This window comes from Actinomadura kijaniata NBRC 14229 (genome assembly GCF_001552175.1).
GTDB classification, from domain to species: Bacteria; Actinomycetota; Actinomycetes; order Streptosporangiales; family Streptosporangiaceae; genus Spirillospora; species Spirillospora kijaniata.
Genome location: NZ_BCQR01000011.1, coordinates 48,683 through 63,590, shown reverse-complemented (window position 1 = coordinate 63,590; position 14,908 = coordinate 48,683). Strand labels below are relative to the sequence as shown.

The window sequence follows — 14,908 nt, the reverse complement described above, 5'->3', positions numbered from 1 at the left end:
CGCCGGCGAAGGGGGACGCGCGGGTCAGTTGAAGCGGACGACCGCCGAGACCGGGCGGTGGTCGGAGGCGTGCTCGGCCCTGGTGGGAACGGTGCAGGAGATGCTGGCCGACTTCGCCGTGAACAGGTAGTCGGTCTTCTCGGTCGCGTTGCCCGCGCCGTCCTGGGCGGTCCTGCCCCCGCCGCGCTTCTCCGGGCCCTGGTCGCACTCGGCGTAGGAGTGGTACAGCGGGTCCAGCGCCCTGCCCCGGGGCCCCTCGACGAAGTCGCCCGCCAGGATCGTGCGGGCTCCGGCGGCCAGCTCGGCGAGCCTCGCGGTCTGCTTGCGGCGCCACTCCCCGGCCGGGTCGTCGGCCGAGCTGAGCTGGGCGGTGCACAGCCGCGTCTGCCAGGCGTCCACGGTGCCGCACAGCGCGACGCGGCCGTGGGCGGGGGGCGACGGCAGATCGGTCCGGCGGACGTCGCCCACCGCCCCGCGGACGCCGAGCGCGACGCCGAAGCGGCCCTGCCCGTTGGCGCAGGCACGCGGCCTGCCGTTCTGGGTGTGGGCGGCGAACGCCCAGCTCCACCCCTTCAGCGCCGCCGTCTTCTCCAGGGTGGTCACGTGCCCGGAGCACACCTCCTGGAGCAGCAGCGCGTCGGTCTGGACCTTGCGTCCGCCGACGACGGTGCCCTGGGCCTGGGCGGTCAGCCGTCGGGCGAGGTCGGCGGGGCGGGGGCCGAGAGGGCAGCCGGGACCGGCGTCACCGCAGACGTTCCAGGTCACCGTCGCGATCGAGACGGGGGAGGTCTCGCGGGACTGGTCGGCATGGGCGGGACCGAACGACGGGAGCCCGTCGATGGCGGAACCGGCACCGGCGGTGGCGACCACGGCGGCGGCACCGGCAACGGCGAGCAGGGGGATCAGAGCGCGGGGGGCTCGCACACGTTCTCCAGAGATGAGAATGCGGGGATTTCAGGGGAGATCTCACCACAACCAAGATCCCTGCCGCCACCCGAACGCGACCGTGCGATCACGTTCGGGTGGTCACGTTCGGGCGGCGGCGGGACCTCACCGGGGAGGGTTCAGCGGGCGGGCAGTTCCGAGGGTGTCCCCGGAACGTCCGAGAACGTCCCGGTCCGGCGGATCACCTGCCACCGTAGCCGCACACCCAGCATGGCCGTCACCAACGACTGGATCACCACCAGGTACAGCAGCTGCCGGTACACGATCTGCTGGAGCGGCAGCGTCCACAGCGGCCCGATCCTCTCGCCGTCCAGCCACAGCGCGTACCCGCCCGCGGCCACCTGGACGGCGGTGAACGCCAGCCACATCAGCGCCGGGGCCGTCGGGTCCATGAACACGACGCCGTACAGCGCGAACAGGTCCACCGCCGGCGCCAGCAGCGGCAGGATCACCTGGAACACCGTCAGGTAGGTCAGGCTGCGCCGCCCGTACCGCCCGGCCCGGCCGCGTTCCAGCACCGCGCCCCGGTGCTTCCACATCGCCTGGACGGTCCCGTAGCACCAGCGGTACCGCTGCCGCCACAGCTGCCGCAGCGACGCCGGGGCCTCGGTCCAGGCCAGCGCGTTCTCCTCGTACACCACGCGCCATCCGGCCCGGCCGAGCGCCATGGTCAGGTCGGTGTCCTCGGCGAGCGTGTCGTCGTGGACGCCGCCCACCGACACCAGCGCGCGCCGCCGGAACGCGCCGATCGCGCCGGGGATCGTCGGCATGCACCGGAACACGTCGAACATGCGGCGGTCCAGGTTGAAGCCGATCACGTACTCGATGTGCTGCCAGCGCCCCAGCACCCCGCGCCGGTTGGCGACCTTGGCGTTGCCGCTGACCGCGCCGACCTCGGGGTCCCGCAGCGGGAACACCAGGTTCCGCAGGGTGTCGCGCTGGAAGACGGTGTCGCCGTCCACCAGCACGAGGATCTCGGCGCGCGCCGCCGCGATCCCGGCGTTCAGCGCGCTGGGCTTGCCGCCGTTCGGCTTGCGGACCAGCCGCACCCCGGGCAGCGCCAGCGACTCGACGATCTCGGCGGTGCGGTCCGACGACCCGTCGTCCACCACGACCACCTCGACGGGACCCGGATAGTCGTTGTCCAGCAGGGAGCGGACGGTCGCCGCGATCCCCGCCTCCTCGTTGTAGGCCGGGACGACGACCGACACGGGCGGCATCGTCGCGGGGAACACCCGCCGGCGCCGCCGCACCCGCCGCATGTGCACGTGGGCGCACACCAGCAGCACGACCAGCCGAAGCGCGCACAGCACCCCGACGAGCACGAACGCGATCTGGAGCCAGCGGGTGAGCCGGCCGCCGGTCCGCTGCGCCGCGACGAGCGTCTTGCCGATCATCCGGTCGGTGAGCGACGCGGAGGCCTCGGCGCGGGGCAGCCGCAGCGCCTCGGTGACGGTCGTGAACCGGTACCCCTGCGGGGACAGCCGCCGCAGCACCTGCTCGACGGCGGCGACGGTCGGGGTCCGGTCGCCGCCGGAGTCGTGCAGCATCACGATCGCGCCCTCGCCGCGCCGTTCCGCCGCCAGCGACCGCTCGACGATCTTCTCCGCGCCGGGCCGGGCCCAGTCCTCGGTGTCCCGGTCGGTGAGCACGACCACGTATCCGGCGGTCCCGGCCTGGCGGGCGGCGCGCCACTCGGGGTCGGTGAGGCCGTCGGGCCGGGACGAGTACGGCATCCGCAGCAGCCGGGTGTGCACTCCGGCCGTCCCGGCCAGCGCCCGCTGGGTGAGGTCGAGTTCGAGGCGGTTGCGCCAGGCGGGCGCGGTCGCCATGTCGATGTGCGTGTAGGTGTGCGACCCGATCTCGTGTCCCTCCCGCAGGATCCGGCGGGTCAGCTCGGGGTGCTGGGCGATGTGCGTGCCGGTGGCGAAGAACGTGGCGCGCGCGTTGTGCCGCCGCAGCAGGTCCAGCAGCTTCGGCGTCCACCGCGGGTCGGGCCCGTCGTCGAACGTCAGCGCGATCGTCCGCGTGGGCATCCGCAGGCTGCGCGGCCGGTCGCCGTCCAGGCTGACGACCGGGCCGCCGGAGGTGACCTCGGCGGGCGCGGGGGGCCGGGGCGGGGGATCGGTGCGCGGGGCCTCGCCGACCACGCCGCGCGCGAACCCGTCCAGCAGCAGCATCGCGGCCAGCGAGAACGCGCCGAGCAGCAGCAGGAGCCAGTGGCTCCGGGGTTCGGCGCGCTTCACCACCACTTGTTCTTTCCGTTGCCGTTCCCGTTCCCGTTGCCCCGGCCCGGGCGGGTGGGCGTGGGCAGCGGCTCCCCGGGCACCGTGGGAACGGCCGACGTCGGCGCGGACGTCGGCCGCTGGGACGGGCGGCCGGACGGCCGCCCCGACGGCCGGGGCGCGGGGGCGGAGGGCCGCGTCGACGGCGGTGCGGTGGGGGACGGCCCGGAGCCGTCGCCCCGGGGCGCGGGCGGCGCGCCCGGAAGCCGCGGGTCGCCGGTCGGGACGCTGCCCGGGTGGTGCTTGAGCAGGGGCGGGTTCTTCCGCTTGCCGCCGTCGGCCTCGTTCTGCTGGGAGGACCACGGCGTGAACGGCACGTCGGCCCCGGTCGCCACGCTCACCCCCATCGCGACCAGGAACAGCGCCAGCAGCCCCCCGCAGGCCACGCCGGCCTGGCGGACGAGGCGGCGACGGCGGCCGGAGGCGTCCACGAAGACGGGGGCGGCGTCGTCCGGATCGGAGGGTCGGCGGCCCGGGACGGGAGGGGTCAGGGTGACCCGGACCGGCGTCTCCTGGAGGAGGGTGCGCCCGTCCGGCGCGGGCGCTTCCGGTTCCGGCCCAGGGGCGATCGTGTCGTTCATGTCGTTCCAGCGGGAGGGGTGCGGCGGGTGGTCACGACACTCAGCGTCGGAAGGGCCGTGAGTGTCACAGTTGATGATCGAAGTGGCCGATCGTGGCGGAAGGGCCCGGGCAGGGCACGCGGGACTGCACAATGTGGGGGTGAAGGATGCGGTCCCGGTCAGGGATGCGGCCGGGGAGGAGGAACTGACCCGCGCCGTCGCGGCGGCCCGTGACGGCGACGAGGCGGCGTTCCGGCTGCTCTACCGGGACACCCAGCCTCGGCTGCTGCGCTATGTCCGGGCGCTGGTCGGCGAGGACGCCGAGGACGTGACGTCGGAGGCGTGGCTCCAGATCGCGCGGGACCTGCCCCGCTTCCGGGGGGACCTGGACAAGTTCCGCGGCTGGGCGGCGACCGTCGCCCGCAACCGGGCCCTCGACCTGCTGCGCCGCCAGGCGCGCCGCCCGGTCGCCGACCTTCCGGCGGAGGCGCTGGCCGCGCTGGCCGCCGACGGCGACACCGCCTCCCTCGCGCTGGACGGCATGGCCACCGAGGCGGCCCTGACGTTGATCGCCGAACTCCCCCGCGACCAGGCCGAGGCCGTGCTGCTCCGGGTGGTGGTGGGGCTCGACGCCAAGACGGCCGGAAAGGTGCTGGGCAAGCGTCCCGGAGCGGTGCGGACCTCCGCCTACCGGGGACTGCGGCGGCTCGCCTCCCGGCTGTCGGGTGACGAATCGGCGGTCTCCGGCGCTGAAGGGACGAGATGAACGAGCGCGAGGGACTCCCCGACTTCGGGGACCACGCCGGGATGACCCGGCTGCTGGCCGCCGCGACCGCTCCCGCCCGCCCCGAGGAGCTGACCGGCGAGGAGGCCGCCGTGGCGGCGTTCCGTGACGCCCGGGCCGCCGCCCCGGGCCGGCGGGGCCGGACCCGGCTGCTGACCGTCAAGGCCGCCGTCGTGGCGGCCGCACTGCTGGCGGGCGGCGGAGTCGCCTGGGCCGCCAGCACCGGAAACCTTCCCGGGCAGAGCCCGTCCCGGCCCCCGGCGTCGCCGACGCACCGGCCCGCGCCCGGGAGCGGGAACATGGTCCCGGTCGATCCGAACTCCCCGATCCCGCGCACCGTGCCCGGCGACCCGACGTCCTCGGGCACGCCGGCGCCCTCGGGCTCCCCGACGCCGTCCGCCCCGGACGGCAAGGGCCGCGGGCAGGAGGGGAGGCCGCCGTCGAACGGCGATGGAGGCCAGGGCGGGGACAACCGGGACCGGAACAAGAGCAAGCCGCACAAGCCCGGCCAGGGCGGTCAGAACGGCCAGGGCGGCCAAGATGGCCAAGGTGGCCAAGGTGGCCAGAGCGGCCAGGGCGGCCAGGGCCGTAAGGGCGGGAAGGACGCCGGGCAGGAGGACGCCCCCGGCCACCACGATCCGCGGCATCCCCCGAAGCTCCCCCACCGCGACCGGGAGAACCCCCGCCGCTAGAGGACCGGCCCCGGACGCGAAGAGACCGCGGGACGGGTCCCGCGGTCTCTCCTCCCCCTAACCGAGCAGCTCGGTCACCGTTCCGGCGCCGACGGTCCGGCCGCCCTCGCGGATGGCGAACCCGAGGCCCTCGGTCATGGCGACCGGCTTGCCCAGCTCGACCGTCATCTCGACGGTGTCGCCCGGCAACGCCATCCCGCCGTCACCGCCCAGGTCCACCGTGCCCGGCACGTCGGTGGTGCGGAAGTGGAACTGCGGCCGGTAGCCGTGGAGGAACGGCCCGGTCCGGCCGCCCTCCTCGGCGGTCAGCACCCGCACCCGCGCCCGGAACCGGGTGTGCGGCTCGATCGTGCCGGGGGCGGCGACGACCTGGCCGCGCCGCACCTGGTCCCGCTTGACCCCGCGCAGCAGCAGGGCGGCGTTGTCCCCGGCCTCGGCCCGGTCCATGGTCTGCCCGAACGTCTCCAGCCCGGTCGCCACCGACGTCGCCGTCTCGCCGAGCCCGACGACCTCGACGGGCTCGCCGACCCGGATCGCGCCCTGCGCGACCACGCCGGTCACGACGGTGCCGCGCCCGGTGATGGTGAGCACGTTCTCCACCGGCATCAGGAACGGCGCGTCCAGCAGCCGGGACGGGATCGGCACGTAGCCGTCGATCGCGTCGAGCAGGTCGACGATCCGGGCGGTCCAGTACGGGTCGCCCTCCAGCGCCTTCAGTCCCGACACCCGCACGACCGGGACCTCGTCGCCGGGGAACCCGTACTCGGCGAGCAGGTCGCGGACCTCCAGCTCGACCAGGTCGAGCAGCTCGGGGTCGTCGACCGCGTCGGCCTTGTTGAGCGCCACCACGACGTGCCGGACGCCGACCTGGCGGGCCAGCACGACGTGCTCGCGGGTCTGCGGCATGGCGCCGTCGGTCGCCGCGACCACCAGCACGGCGCCGTCGATCTGCGCCGCACCGGTGATCATGTTCTTGACGTAGTCGGCGTGGCCGGGCATGTCCACGTGCGCGTAGTGCCTGGTGGCGGTCTCGTAGTGGACGTGCGCGATGTTGATGGTGATGCCGCGCTCGCGCTCCTCGGGGGCCCGGTCGATGCGCTCGAACGGCACGGCGGACGCCATCCCGCGCTCGGCGAGCACCTTGGTGATCGCGGCGGTGAGGGTGGTCTTGCCGTGGTCGACGTGGCCCATCGTGCCGATGTTGAGGTGTGGCTTGCCCCGCTCGTAGAGCTGCTTGGCCATGGTGATCTCGTCCTCACTGGATTCCGAGGGAAAGGGCGAGAACCGCCGCGCGCGGGCGTTGGCCCGTGTCACGGTCCTGCGAGTTCCACCCCTCTCCGCTGGTTCTCCGGAAGGGGACGGAGAGGGGTCAGCGTCGCGCGCCGTCGAGGGCGTCCGCTGCCGCGTCCAGGAAGGAGGCAGCCGACACCGCGCTCAGCAGAGTGACCTCTGCGAGCAGGCGGGTGTCGGCTGCGAAGAACATGGGACGAGCGTACGGAGCGCCCACCCCGCCCGTCGAACGATTTATCGCCCCGAAAGGCGGCGATCTACACTCGGTGTAATGGAGAGCACTCGGCAGGGGACGAAGGCGCACGGGCATCGGGTCACCAGCGAGGTCGGGCGGCTGCGAACGGTGCTGCTGCACCGGCCGGGCGCGGAGCTCAAGCGGCTCACCCCGCGCAACAACGACAAGCTCCTGTTCGACGGCATCCCGTGGGTGGGACGCGCGCAGGAGGAGCACGACGCGTTCGCGCAGGCGCTGCGGGACCGCGACGTCGAGGTGCTGTACGTGACCGAGCTCCTCCAGCAGGTGCTGGAGTACGAGGGGGCGCGGGCGCGGGCCATCGCCGACACGATCGACGACAACCGCTGGGGCGACCAGCTACGGCGGGTGGTGCGCGGCTACCTGGAGGACCTGGACCCCGAGGACCTGGCGCAGGTGCTGGTGGCGGGGCTGGCGCACGAGGAGCTGAAGACCGCGCACGGCCTGGTGTACCGGCTGATGGACCGGCTGGACTTCATCATCGACCCGCTGCCGAACCTGCTGTTCATGCGGGACAACAGCGCCTGGATCGGGGACCGGGTCGCGGTGACGAGCCTGGCGATGCCCGCGCGCCGCCGCGAGTCGACGCTGACCGGGCTGATCTACGCCTGGCACCCCCGGTTCGCGGGCGTCGAGCCGGTGTACGACCCGTCGCTGGAGCACGTGGAGGGCGGCGACGTCCTGCTGCTGTGCCCCGGCGTGATCGCGGTCGGTACCGGGGAGCGGACCACCCCGGCGGGCGTGGAGCGGCTGGCCCGCAAGGTGTTCGACGCGGGCCTGGCGCACACGGTGCTGGCCGTTCCGATCATGCAGGAGCGCGCGACGATGCACCTGGACACCGTCTGCACGATGGTGGACGTCGACACGGTCGTGATGTACCCGCCGATCGCGCACTCGCTGACCGCCCACACCGTCACCGCGGCCAACGGCGACCTGCGGGTGGAGGGGCCGCGGCCGTTCCTGGAGGCCGCCGCCGAGGCGATGGGGCTGGACCGGCTCAAGGTGATCGACACCGGGCTGGACCCGGTGACCGCCGAGCGCGAGCAGTGGGACGACGGCAACAACACCCTGGCCGTCGCGCCGCGCCTCGCCGTCGCCTACGAGCGCAACATCGAGACGAACGCGCACCTGGAGGCGGCCGGGATCGAGGTCATCCGGATCGGCGGCAGCGAGCTGGGCAGCGGACGCGGCGGGCCGCGCTGCATGTCCTGCCCGATCCTGCGCGACGATCCCCGCTGAAACGACGTGACCCCGGGGGCCGGGCGGCCTCCGGGGTCACGGACGTTGGATGGCTCGGGCGGTGTCGACGGGGGCACGACAGCGCCCGAGCTTGAAGAGGACCATACAAGGTGCGGGCATGGTCCGCTAGCCGGGGTATGCCCGAGTTTGCGGTATCCCATGCCGGGGACCGTGGCGCAGATCCTCGTCGGGGTGGCCCGCCTCCTCCGGAAGCTCCACGAGACCGGGGATCGCGGCGTGGACCGAGCCCGCGGGCACGGCCCCGTTGCGGCCCGCCCCCGTCCGGACGGTCCGCGGCGCGCGCAGCACGGCCCAGACGGTGGTGACGCCGCCCTCCTCGTGCCGGACCCCCCAGTTCTCCGACAGCGCCTCGACGATGCCGAGACCGCGTCCCCCGAGGGAGGACAGCGTTCCCGGGCCCCGGCGCGGCTGGGTGGTCGCGCCGCCGTCGCTGACGGAGAGCTCCAGTTCGTCCCCCTGGCGGCTCCAGGCGAGCCGGACCTGCCCCCCGGGCAGCGGGCGCGCGTGCCGCAGGGCGTTGCTGAGCAGCTCGCTGACGATGACGTTGACGTCGTCGACGACCGACTCGCTCACGCCCACGGCCGCCAGTTCCGAACCGAGGCGCCGCCGAGCGGCCGCGACACTGGTCGGCGCGTGTGGCAGCAGTACGACGCTCGACGCCCTCACCTCCCCGTGGATCCGCTGGATCCGTCTTCCCGGATGCACCCCGCCGCCCGTATTCCGGTAAGACCGAAATGCCCAGTACGACTTGGACTGAAACCGGACGGCACGTCCACGCCACCGGCCCCTCGACGCGACCGCTCTGTCGCCCACCGTGCGACCACCTCTCCCGTCACGGCGATCACCCCCCGCACGGCGCCAGGCCGGGACCCCCTCACGAACGAAAGTCAACAAAGGATCTATCCAGCCACGGACTGATTACTCCTCACGCGCACGTTTCGTCCGTCACACCCTCGGGACACCACTCTTTTCCACGGAGACACGAGTGGTCTTCCCGCATGATCACGGCGAGGGGCCGGTTCCGGTGACCGCATCCGGCCGCCCGATCCGGCCGCCGCCTTATGGCACCGCCCCAAACCCCGGAACGCCGCAGGTCAAAACCGGGTCATGTTGAGTCGGCGCGCCTCAGCACCAGGCGCATGCAGGTGCCCGGTCCCGGCTCCGGGCTTTCGGCGGCGTCGCCGGGCGGTCGCCAGCCGAGCGGTCCGGCGCCGATCCGCTGGTGCTCCGGAACGCCCGAGTACGGCCGCCCGCCCATGGCCGGGGCCTGCGGCCGCTCACCGGGGACCGGCCGGGGGGCCTGCGGCGCCGACCGGCGCGCGGCCGGATGCGCGGAGATCGTCCCGCCCTGCGCCTCGGTGAGCCGCCGGACGATGTACAGGCCGAGGCCGATGCCGCCGAACCGCCGCCGGTCCCCGGCCTCGCCCTGCACGAACCGCTCGAAGATCCGTTCATGGTCGCCGGGCGCGATCCCGATCCCCTCGTCCTCGACGGTGACGAGCAGGTCGTCGCCCTCCGCCCAGGCCCGCACCCGGACCGTCCCGCCGTCCGGGGAGTACTTGAAGGCGTTCTCCAGCAGCTGCCCCAGCACGATGTCGGTGGCCATCGCGTCGCCGCGCGCCTCCGGCAGGTCCGGCGCGACGTCCAGCTCGACGCGGTGCAGCGGCGACAGCGACTCGAAGCCCGCCACGACGCCCGCCAGCACCCGCGCCAGATCGAACGCCTCGATCGTCACCGGCAGCTCGTCGGCGCCGGCCCGCGACCCCAGCAGCAGGTGCTCGACCAGGCGGCCCAGGGAGCGGGCGCGTTCGGCGATGGTGGCGACGGCGGAGCGGCGCGCGTCGTCGGCGAGCTCGTCCCAGCGGTTGACCAGGGTGGCGGCGAACCCCTGCACGACCGTGATCGGGGTGCGCAGCTCGTGGCTGGTGGTGGCCAGGAACAGGTCCTTGGCCTCCTCCAGGGCCTTGGCCTCCGACACGTCGCGGAAGTCGACCACCAGCTCGCCGGTCTCGGGGATCTCGGCGGTCAGCACGTTCAGCCAGCGGCCGGACGGCAGCGGGAACGTCGACTCCCGGCCCGGCTCGGGGGTCGGGAACGGCGGCTCGCGCCCGATCGCCTCCGCCGGCGGGATCCCGGTGAGGGTGTGCGCGGCGGGGTTCCACTGGCGGACGGTCCCGTCGGGGCCGAGCACCGCGATGCCGTCGGCGGAGGCGTCGATGACGGCGCGTTCGTGGGCGCGCTGCCGGACGACCTCGGCGTAGGCGACGGCGTTGCCGACCGCGACCCCGGCGTGCCCGGCGAGCAGTTCCAGCAGCTCCAGCTCGGTGTGGCCGACCTTGCGGCCGCAGAACAGGGCGTACAGGGCGCCGTAGGGCTCGTTCTGCACGTAGCTCAGGCTCAGCGCGATGGTGTGCAGCCCCGGCAGCTCCGACCAGATCAGGTCGCCGAGCCGCTGCTCGCCGCTGGCCAGCTTGACGCTGCGGCCCGAGCGCAGCAGCTCCCCGACCAGGCTGTCGCGCAGGTCGGCGGTGCTGCCGCGCAGGTGGGCGGGCAGGCCGTGCATGCTGACCAGCCGCAGCCGCCGGCCGTCCTCGATCCGCACGAACCCGCCCGCGTCCGCGCCGGTCAGCTCGATCAGCGCGGTGGTGATGCGGTCCAGCACCTCGGCCAGGTCCAGTTCGGTGCCGAGGTCGGCGACGACGTGGTTGAGGCGGCGGACCAGGCGGGCGCGCTCGGCCATGTGGTGCGCGGCGACCTCGTCCTCCTCGACCGGGTGGTACACCCCGACCCAGCCGAGCTGCTCGCCGGTGGCGTCCCGCAGCAGGCTGGTGTCGATCCGCACGTCGATCAGCCGCCCGTCGCGGTGGAACCGGCGGGTGGCGATGGAGATCTGGCCTCCGCCGTCGCCCCGCGTGAGCAGGCGTTCCTGCACGGCGTTGTGCTCGGCCTTCAGCTCGTCGGGGACGATCGGCGGGACGCGGCCCAGCATCTCCCCGGCGGTCCAGCCGAACATCCGCTCGGCCGCCGGGTTCCACACCGTGACGCGGTAGCGGTTGTCGACGGCCACGATCGCGTCGGCCGCGCTGTCGAGGACGGCGCGGGCGATCGAGTCGTGGGCGAGGTCGTGCACGACTGCCATCGTGCCACCGGATGGTGGGGCGGCGCCGGGCAACGGCCACCGAAAGGTTCTTGCGACCTTCCGGTCACCTCCGGAGGAACGCCACGTCACGGGTGACGGCCGCCGCCGGGCCCGGTCAGGACGACCGGCGCGCCAGCCGGCCGGCCAGCAGCGCCGCGAGCCCGGCCACCAGGAACGACAGCAGCGACGCGCTCATCCACGACTGCGGGGTGAACCCGACCGCGCCCTGGAGGTCCTTCCAGAACGCGGCCCACCAGCCCACCGCGCCGGGGTAGATCATCTGGTAGGTGACGAACCCGGCCAGCCAGGCGACGATCATGCTCCAGCGGGACGGCGCGTCGCGGTCGGTGTTCCAGCCGCGCCGACCGCCGCCGAGGAAGAAGTCGGCGGCCAGCACTCCCAGCATGGGAACGAACACCGAACCGATCAGTGACAGGAAACTGGCGTAGTCGCCGATGTCCAGCAGCAGCGCCAGCCCGGTGATCAGCACGCCGAGGGTGACGGTCAGCACCCGCCGGTCGGCCTTGGGCACGAGGTTCTGGATGGAGACGGCGGTGGAGTAGACGTTGGCGAACGACTGGTCGGCCTCCCGCAGCACGAAGACCGCGAAGAACACCACGCCCAGCGCCACGTGCAGGAACGGGTCGAACACCTTGCCCGAGTCGCCCGCGACCAGCGCCAGCGCCAGCAGCCCCAGGATGTAGGCGAAGATCTGCGTGACGGAGTAGCCGATCGCCGCCGCGCCGAACGCGCCCCGGGCGCTGCGCGCGTGCCGCGTGTAGTCGGCCGCGACCGGCACCCACGAGATCGAGACGGCCAGCGCCGCGTCCGCGCCGATCCAGAACCCGCCCCACGAGCCTCGCGTCAGGTCGGGCAGCGGCTCCCGGAGCAGCTGCACGTAGAAGTAGACCAGCGCGACGAGCACGGCGGCGGTGACGTACCGCCGCAGCAGCCGCACCGACCCCAGCGGCCAGATCGTCAGCGCGGTGGTGAGCACCCCGGCCACGATCACGTACACCTCGCGGGGCAGCCCGTCGTACAGGGCCCGCGCCGCGTCGGCGATGACGATCAGCTCGAACGTCCCCCAGCCGATGAGCTGGGCGATGTTGAGCACGGTCGGGACGTAGGACAGCCGCGCGCCGAACAGCCCGCGCAGCAGCACCATCGCGGGCTTGCCGGTGATCGCGCCGGGCGCGGCGGCCAGGCCGAGCATGAGCCCGCCGACGGCCGTTCCGACGATCATCGCGACGATCCCGGCGACGATCGACATCGTCGGCCGGCCGTTCTCGTCCGGGGCGAGCAGCGTGTACGCCCCGGAGAAGGCGAACAGGCTCACCCCGAGGTTGGCCCAGAACGCCCCCTGGTCCCAGAACCCGAGCACCCTGGGCGCGGGTTCGTCGAGGGTGAGGGGGGCCTCGGCGGGCTGAGGGCGTTCTTCGACGGCGGACGTCACGGGGTCACACTCCCTACGCCGGCATTACCCGGACAGGTTCAGGCGGTCGGTGACGCCTCCGGTCACCCTCTCAGCCCGGCTGACCCGAGCTCCCGCGTTGTTTCGGTCGGTCGGAAATCGTACCCTCACCGCCAGGCCACCCGATACCCCTGGTGAACCCGCCTATGCTCCGGAAATGAGGGCACGAGCACTGATCTTGACGGTGGGCGCGGGGGCGCTGCTGCTCACCGGCTGCGGCGACGGCGACGTGCGGTCGGAGTTCCGCAAGGGGTACCAGCAGGGGCAGCGCGAGGCGGCCACCGAGATCGCCGCCAAGGCCGCGCTGGCGGGGGTCGGGGTGCCGCTGGCCGGGGACCTCGACTGCACGGCGACCCCGCCCGCGCAGGGGCAGAGCTCCGGTCCGGTGGCCTGCACGGGCCGCACGAACGACGGGCAGGCCGTGGCGCTCAGCGGCCGGATCGACTCGATCTCCCCGGACGACCGGGCCGACTTCGTGCGCGGGGACTTCACGGTCACGGTCGGGGGAAGGCAGGTCCTGAAGGGGAACTGCCTCGGCCCCGGCTGCTGACCGGCCGGTCGGGCCCGCCGGTCAGGCGACGTGCGGTGGGCCGTCCTGGGTGGGGCCCGCCTCCATGGGGCGGCCGTTCTCGGCCCAGCGCTTCATGCCGCCGTCCACGTTCCGGGCGACCCAGCCCGCCTGGTTGAGCGCGACCGTGACCTGCGCCGACCGCATCCCGGACCGGCAGATCACGAAGATCTCGCGGTCGCGCGGGATCTCGGCGGCGCGGTCGCTCAGCTCCCCCATGGGGATGTGCACGGCCTCGGGCGCATGGCCCGCCTCCCACTCGTACTCCTCGCGGACGTCCAGCAGGTACGCGTCCTGCGGAACCTCGGCCGCGTCCACCGCCGGTACGTCGTCCCCGAAAAACATCACACCTCCATGGAACCGTGTGGAGCGCCCCTGCGTCGAATTCCGCATGCGGTATCGGACGCTCCTTTTCGCCACGTCCAGTCTGGCCATGATCCTGCCACTGGCGGGATGCGGCTCCCAGCAGGCCACGAACCGACCCGCTGACAAGCCCCCCGCCACCTCGGTCGTCCCCACGCCACCGGCGGGGGACTCCCTCACCGTCGAGGTCAAGGCGTCGCCCGAGGCGCCCGCGAAGACCTGGAAGCTGACCTGCGATCCGCCGGGCGGCGACCATCCGAAGGCCAAGGAGGCGTGCGCGGCGCTCGCCAAGGCCAAGGACCCCTTCGCGCCCCCGCCCAAGGACCGGATCTGCACGAAGATCTATGGCGGCCCCGAGGTCGCCGTGGTCAGGGGCACCTGGCAGGGCAGGCCGGTCGACGCCAAGTTCACCCGCACCGACGGCTGCGAGTTGCACCGTTGGAGCAGCGTGGGTCCGCTGTTCGGCGACGTCCCCAAGGTCCGCTGAGCCCGCGTTCCGACCGGTCCACCGTCCCCGGCTCCACAGGTCCGCCGACGCGGGCGAGACCTCCCCGTTCCGGCTCGACCGCGGGAAAAAGGCCCCGGCCGCCCGGCCGGGGCCGTTCCCTTGCCCGGGGACGTGCGAGACCATCGATCGAGTCGATCTTCCGTCAAGGCTTCGCGACGAAGAAACCCACAGGCTTGTGGAAAGCTGTGGACAGCCCTGTGGACAACTTCGCGACCCTCGGGAACTTCGCGACATTCACCCTGGCCATCCGGTCACCAGTGGACAAAAACCCTAGGGATTACCGACTCCGGCTCCACACATCCTGTGGATAACTTCCGTGTAACAAGGCGCCCAAAGTCCTCCCATCCACGGCCGTCCCCGCTAGACGGCGTTTCCGGTCACTCGCCGCGAGCGGGGAACGGGCGGCCCCGGGGGCCCGGGGCCGGGAGAGGCCCGCGCGGCGCCCATGGGGCGTCCACGCATCCGATGTGTCCCAGGTCACGGGGAACCCATACCCCCTAGGGGTTGCAATCCCGGCTCCGATGAGTACTATCGAGGCTATGGGATACCCCCTAGGGGTACTTGAGAGGGAGGTTCGGGATGAGCGTTGACACCACCTACACCGTCGCCGGGATGACCTGCGGCCACTGCGTCGGCTCCGTCAAGCAGGAGGTCGGCCAGATCGCCGGGGTGACCGCCGTGGACGTGGACCTGGCGACCGGCAGGGTGACCGTGACCAGCGACGGCCCGCTCGACGACGCCCGGGTGCGGGACGCCGTCGAGGAGGCCGGCTACGAGGTGAAGGTGTGAC

14 protein-coding genes and 1 riboswitch are annotated in these 14,908 nt (G+C 73.3%); of the genes, 6 read left to right on the top strand and 8 right to left on the bottom strand.

Annotated elements, in window-relative coordinates; genetic code table 11:
* Positions 1 to 24: 24 nt before the first annotated feature.
* The 3 genes from AKI01S_RS04955 to AKI01S_RS04945 all read right to left on the bottom strand — a co-directional run bounded on the left by AKI01S_RS04955 (position 25) and on the right by AKI01S_RS04945 (position 3,811).
* A complete protein-coding gene (locus tag AKI01S_RS04955; RefSeq protein WP_067812550.1) occupies positions 25 to 924 on the bottom strand; it encodes an endonuclease/exonuclease/phosphatase family protein in 900 nt (299 codons plus the stop codon).
* Positions 925 to 1,064: 140 nt separating this feature from the next.
* Positions 1,065 to 3,197, bottom strand: coding sequence for a bifunctional polysaccharide deacetylase/glycosyltransferase family 2 protein (locus tag AKI01S_RS04950; protein ID WP_067812549.1), 2,133 nt, complete (start codon positions 3,195 to 3,197; stop codon positions 1,065 to 1,067).
* The gene (locus AKI01S_RS04945) at positions 3,188 to 3,811 is read right to left on the bottom strand and encodes a superantigen-like protein SSL4 (RefSeq protein WP_067812548.1); all 624 of its coding nucleotides are present in this window, start codon (positions 3,809 to 3,811) and stop codon (positions 3,188 to 3,190) included. The genes AKI01S_RS04950 and AKI01S_RS04945 overlap by 10 nt, the downstream gene beginning before the upstream one ends.
* A gap of 139 nt (positions 3,812 to 3,950) precedes the next feature.
* Between AKI01S_RS04945 and AKI01S_RS04940 the strand changes: the two genes are divergently transcribed.
* Together AKI01S_RS04940 and AKI01S_RS04935 are read left to right on the top strand one after the other, a co-directional pair.
* Positions 3,951 to 4,556, top strand: a complete 606-nt coding sequence (locus tag AKI01S_RS04940; protein ID WP_245681479.1) for an RNA polymerase sigma factor — start codon at positions 3,951 to 3,953, stop codon at positions 4,554 to 4,556.
* The gene (locus tag AKI01S_RS04935) at positions 4,553 to 5,266 is read left to right on the top strand and encodes a hypothetical protein (RefSeq protein ID WP_067812547.1); all 714 of its coding nucleotides are present in this window, start codon (positions 4,553 to 4,555) and stop codon (positions 5,264 to 5,266) included. Before AKI01S_RS04940 ends, AKI01S_RS04935 begins: the two co-directional genes overlap by 4 nt.
* 57 nt (positions 5,267 to 5,323) lie before the next feature.
* Here AKI01S_RS04935 and tuf read toward each other — a convergent pair whose 3' ends face one another.
* Positions 5,324 to 6,508: an elongation factor Tu gene (gene tuf / locus AKI01S_RS04930; RefSeq protein WP_067812546.1), complete on the bottom strand. Its 1,185-nt coding sequence runs from the start codon at positions 6,506 to 6,508 to the stop codon at positions 5,324 to 5,326.
* 319 nt (positions 6,509 to 6,827) lie between these two features.
* On the opposite strand from tuf, the gene AKI01S_RS04925 reads away from it, so the two are divergent.
* The gene (locus AKI01S_RS04925; RefSeq protein ID WP_067812545.1) at positions 6,828 to 8,048 is read left to right on the top strand and encodes an arginine deiminase; all 1,221 of its coding nucleotides are present in this window, start codon (positions 6,828 to 6,830) and stop codon (positions 8,046 to 8,048) included.
* Between the two features lie 126 nt (positions 8,049 to 8,174).
* On the opposite strand, the gene AKI01S_RS04920 is transcribed toward AKI01S_RS04925, so the two are convergent.
* The 3 genes from AKI01S_RS04920 to AKI01S_RS04910 form a co-directional block, all read right to left on the bottom strand.
* Entirely contained in the window at positions 8,175 to 8,648 is a 474-nt protein-coding gene (locus AKI01S_RS04920; protein WP_245681478.1) for an ATP-binding protein, read from the bottom strand.
* 526 nt (positions 8,649 to 9,174) lie between these two features.
* The gene (locus AKI01S_RS04915; RefSeq protein ID WP_083998902.1) at positions 9,175 to 11,208 is read right to left on the bottom strand and encodes a sensor histidine kinase; all 2,034 of its coding nucleotides are present in this window, start codon (positions 11,206 to 11,208) and stop codon (positions 9,175 to 9,177) included.
* Positions 11,209 to 11,323: 115 nt separating this feature from the next.
* Positions 11,324 to 12,661, bottom strand: coding sequence for a purine-cytosine permease family protein (locus tag AKI01S_RS04910; RefSeq protein ID WP_067812544.1), 1,338 nt, complete (start codon positions 12,659 to 12,661; stop codon positions 11,324 to 11,326).
* A riboswitch (TPP riboswitch) is annotated at positions 12,656 to 12,767 on the bottom strand. Its footprint overlaps the gene before it by 6 nt.
* A 69-nt stretch (positions 12,768 to 12,836) precedes the next feature.
* Between AKI01S_RS04910 and AKI01S_RS04905 the strand changes: the two genes are divergently transcribed.
* Positions 12,837 to 13,229 carry a hypothetical protein gene (locus AKI01S_RS04905; protein WP_157419665.1) on the top strand — a complete coding sequence of 131 codons (393 nt, stop codon included), beginning with the start codon at positions 12,837 to 12,839 and terminating at the stop codon, positions 13,227 to 13,229.
* 21 nt (positions 13,230 to 13,250) lie between these two features.
* Here AKI01S_RS04905 and AKI01S_RS04900 read toward each other — a convergent pair whose 3' ends face one another.
* Positions 13,251 to 13,592 (bottom strand): rhodanese-like domain-containing protein, encoded by a 342-nt coding sequence (locus AKI01S_RS04900; protein WP_067812542.1) that lies wholly within the window; start codon positions 13,590 to 13,592, stop codon positions 13,251 to 13,253.
* Positions 13,593 to 13,680: 88 nt separating this feature from the next.
* Here AKI01S_RS04900 and AKI01S_RS04895 point away from each other — a divergent pair, with 88 nt between their 5' ends.
* Both AKI01S_RS04895 and AKI01S_RS04890 read left to right on the top strand, forming a co-directional pair.
* The gene (locus AKI01S_RS04895) at positions 13,681 to 14,097 is read left to right on the top strand and encodes an SSI family serine proteinase inhibitor (protein WP_245681477.1); all 417 of its coding nucleotides are present in this window, start codon (positions 13,681 to 13,683) and stop codon (positions 14,095 to 14,097) included.
* A 600-nt stretch (positions 14,098 to 14,697) separates the two neighbouring features.
* Positions 14,698 to 14,907 (top strand): heavy-metal-associated domain-containing protein, encoded by a 210-nt coding sequence (locus AKI01S_RS04890; RefSeq protein ID WP_067812540.1) that lies wholly within the window; start codon positions 14,698 to 14,700, stop codon positions 14,905 to 14,907.
* Position 14,908 lies beyond the last annotated feature (1 nt).

Bases quoted from the DNA above. Each gene is read 5' to 3' on its own strand.
- AKI01S_RS04905 (WP_157419665.1), top strand. From the start codon at position 12,837: ATGAGGGCACGAGCACTGATCTTGACGGTGGGCGCGGGGGCGCTGCTG.
- AKI01S_RS04915 (WP_083998902.1), bottom strand. From the start codon at position 11,208: ATGGCAGTCGTGCACGACCTCGCCCACGACTCGATCGCCCGCGCCGTC.
- tuf (WP_067812546.1), bottom strand. From the start codon at position 6,508: ATGGCCAAGCAGCTCTACGAGCGGGGCAAGCCACACCTCAACATCGGC.
- AKI01S_RS04935 (WP_067812547.1), top strand. From the start codon at position 4,553: ATGAACGAGCGCGAGGGACTCCCCGACTTCGGGGACCACGCCGGGATG.
- AKI01S_RS04925 (WP_067812545.1), top strand. From the start codon at position 6,828: ATGGAGAGCACTCGGCAGGGGACGAAGGCGCACGGGCATCGGGTCACC.
- AKI01S_RS04900 (WP_067812542.1), bottom strand. From the start codon at position 13,592: ATGTTTTTCGGGGACGACGTACCGGCGGTGGACGCGGCCGAGGTTCCG.
- AKI01S_RS04945 (WP_067812548.1), bottom strand. From the start codon at position 3,811: ATGAACGACACGATCGCCCCTGGGCCGGAACCGGAAGCGCCCGCGCCG.
- AKI01S_RS04895 (WP_245681477.1), top strand. From the start codon at position 13,681: ATGATCCTGCCACTGGCGGGATGCGGCTCCCAGCAGGCCACGAACCGA.
- AKI01S_RS04890 (WP_067812540.1), top strand. From the start codon at position 14,698: ATGAGCGTTGACACCACCTACACCGTCGCCGGGATGACCTGCGGCCAC.